This is a genomic window from uncultured Lutibacter sp., from assembly GCF_937891065.1.
Taxonomy (GTDB): Bacteria; Bacteroidota; Bacteroidia; order Flavobacteriales; family Flavobacteriaceae; genus Lutibacter.
Window position 1 is genome coordinate 1 of record NZ_CALAEQ010000036.1, and the last position, 2,812, is coordinate 2,812.

Genomic DNA, 2,812 nt, shown 5'->3' on the forward strand with positions numbered 1-2,812 from the left:
TGGTATTGAAATCAATAAATTTTCCTTTGTGTTTTAATTGATCGTTTTCTGTTGTGCTTAAATAATCGATAATATTGTCTAAAGTTTTCATAATAGTAGTTTTAATAGTTAGTGTGTTAAATTCAAGAATTAAAATCCGTAATTTCTTTTTCTATTCCAGCTTGTTCTATTTGTGGTATTGAAATCAATAAATTTTCCTTTGTGTTTTAATTGATCGTTTTCTGTTGTACTTAAATAATTGATAATATTGTCTAAAGTTTTCATAATAAATAGTTTAATTGGTTAATGATAGTACAAATATATATTTAAATATAGTACTGTGCAAAACAAAGTACTATATTATGGAATATTTAACATATCTAAAAAAGATAAACAACTGATATACAGTTTTATAAGTGAAATTATTAATTTTCATAATTTTTATTATTTGACAAAAACAAATCAAAAATGGATGAAATTTAAATTTTAATAGCCATTTTTAGAGGTTTGTATTTCTTTAAATAGTTATGTTATCTATTAAATACAATCCCTTACCTTTAACGTTTATTTTACCTATGAATAGTTTAATTAATCAAATAGAAGCTTTACAAAAAATTTCTCAAGAATTGGATCCGACTTTTGAAGAAAGAGAGAAATTGAATGAACAAGTTCGTGAGTTTGCCAATCATTTTATGGAAAACTTAGAAAGTTATCCGGCATATGTTAAAGGAGAACCTTCAACTGAAAAGCTTACCATTAAATCTGGTAAAAAGAATTTAAAAGAATTATTAGCTGTTTTTAATTCAGAAGTTGTTTTAAAAGGAATAAAACCAGCTTCAGGAAAACATTTAGGATATGTTCCTGGCGGAGGTATTTACACAGCAGCTTTAGCTGATTTTTTAGCGAGTGTTACCAATGAATATGCAGGAATGTATTATGCTTCACCAGGTGCAGTTGCTATTGAAAATGAGACATTAAATTGGATGAAATCTATTTTTGGTTTTCCAAAAGATGCCGTTGGTAATCTAACATCGGGAGGTTCAATAGCAAATTTAATTGCTTTAACTGCCGCTAGAGATAAACATAAAATTAAGAATGAAAAAATAACAAAAAGTGTTCTTTATTTAAGTCCACAAACGCATCATTGTATTCATAAAGCCCTTCGAATAATTGGTTTGGAAGACGTGAAAGTTCAATTATTAGAATTGGATACATTACACAAAATAGATACCCTTAAACTATCAGAAAAAATTAAAGAAGATATTTCAAATGGACTGAAGCCATTTATGGTAATAGCTACTGCAGGAACAACAGATACAGGAGCAATTGATTCTTTAGATGAAATAGGTGAAATAGCGAAAAATCATAATTTATGGTATCATATTGATGCCGCTTATGGTGGTTTTTTCATTTTATCAGAAAGTAAAAAAAACTTATTTAAAGGGATAGAGATGGCTGATTCTTTGGTTGTTGACCCTCATAAAGGACTTTTTTTACCTTATGGAATTGGAGCTGTATTGATCAAAGATAAAGAAGCTGTTTTTCATTCTCACCACTATACTGCCGATTATATGCAAGATGCTAATTCGGTAAATTCACAGTTAAATCCTTCTGATGTTTCTCCCGAATTAACCAAGCATTTTAGAGGTTTAAGACTTTGGTTACCACTACAAATTCACGGAATTGAACCTTTCATTGCTAGTTTTGATGAAAAATTACTACTGACTACATATTTTAGAAATCAACTAGTTGAATTGGGTTTTAAAGTTGGACCGAAACCAGATTTAACTATCAGTTATTTTTGGTATCCTTCGAATGAAATTGAGGAAAATGAGTTTAATGAAAAATTAGTAGAATTTATTCATACTAATGGAGATGTTTTTTTAAGCACCACTAAAATTGAAGGTAAATTTGTAATACGAATGGCGATTCTTTCAATTAGAACCAAAAAGGCAACTATTGATACAGCAATTAAAATGATTAATAAATGCTTGATTGAAACTAAAAAGTATTTTAAATACTAGTTGAGGTTAAATACCTTTACTATTCTCTTAATAAAAAAGGGTAATGAATTAATTTCACTACCCTTTTTTTAATGTAAATTTTTTATAATAAAATTACAATGTTTCTTTCAACCATTTGTAAAATTCTCGTTGCCAAACTAAACTATTTTGGTTGTCTAAAACCCAATGATTTTCTTGAGGGAAAAACAACAACTTACTTTTAATGCCTTGAACTTGTGCTGCTTGAAACGCAGCTAATCCTTGCCCAATTGGCACTCTATAATCTATTCCTCCTTGAATAATTAAAATTGGAGTATCCCATTGATTTACTTTTTCAGCAGGATTAAATTCAGTATGAGATTTCTGAGCAACTGCATTATTTTTATCCCAATAAGCACCACCTAAATCAAAATTCACAAAAAATAATTCTTCTGTAGTTCCGTACATACTTCTCCAGTCGTAGATACCATCGTGTGAAATAAAACTTTTAAATCTACCTTCGTGAATTGCTGCTAAATAAAATACAGAGTATCCACCATAACTTGCTCCAATAGCTCCTAACTTGTCATTATCAACATAAGGTTCTTTAGCTAATTCATCAATAGCAGATAAGTAATCTTGCATATTTTGCCCGCCATAATCTTTACTAATTTGTTCATTCCATTCAACTCCATAACCAGGCATTCCTCGTCTGTTTGGAGCAACTATAATATAACCATTTGCAGCCATTAGCTGGAAGTTCCAACGGAAAGAATAAAACTGACTTAAAGCTCCTTGTGGTCCACCTTGACAATACAATAATGTTGGATATTTCTTAGAAGGGTCGAAGT

Annotated in this window: 3 protein-coding genes; 1 reads left to right on the forward strand and 2 read right to left on the reverse strand. The window is 29.5% G+C overall.

Annotated features, from left to right (window positions below):
* Positions 1-129: 129 nt before the first annotated feature.
* Positions 130-264 carry a hypothetical protein gene (locus Q0352_RS02305; RefSeq protein WP_299522980.1) on the reverse strand — a complete coding sequence of 45 codons (135 nt, stop codon included), beginning with the start codon at positions 262-264 and terminating at the stop codon, positions 130-132.
* Between the two features lie 242 nt (positions 265-506).
* On the opposite strand from Q0352_RS02305, the gene Q0352_RS02310 reads away from it, so the two are divergent.
* Complete coding sequence (locus Q0352_RS02310; protein ID WP_299522983.1) at positions 507-2,003, forward strand: aminotransferase class V-fold PLP-dependent enzyme; 1,497 nt, start codon at positions 507-509, stop codon at positions 2,001-2,003.
* Positions 2,004-2,096: 93 nt separating this feature from the next.
* On the opposite strand, the gene Q0352_RS02315 is transcribed toward Q0352_RS02310, so the two are convergent.
* The coding region (locus Q0352_RS02315) for a S9 family peptidase (RefSeq protein WP_299522986.1) at positions 2,097-2,812 on the reverse strand (716 nt) is incomplete at its 5' end.

What these genes read in the sequence shown, in the direction of transcription:
- Q0352_RS02310 (WP_299522983.1), top strand. Translation starts at nt 507, where the DNA reads ATGTTATCTATTAAATACAATCCCTTACCTTTAACGTTTATTTTACCT.
- Q0352_RS02305 (WP_299522980.1), bottom strand. Translation starts at nt 264, where the DNA reads ATGAAAACTTTAGACAATATTATCAATTATTTAAGTACAACAGAAAAC.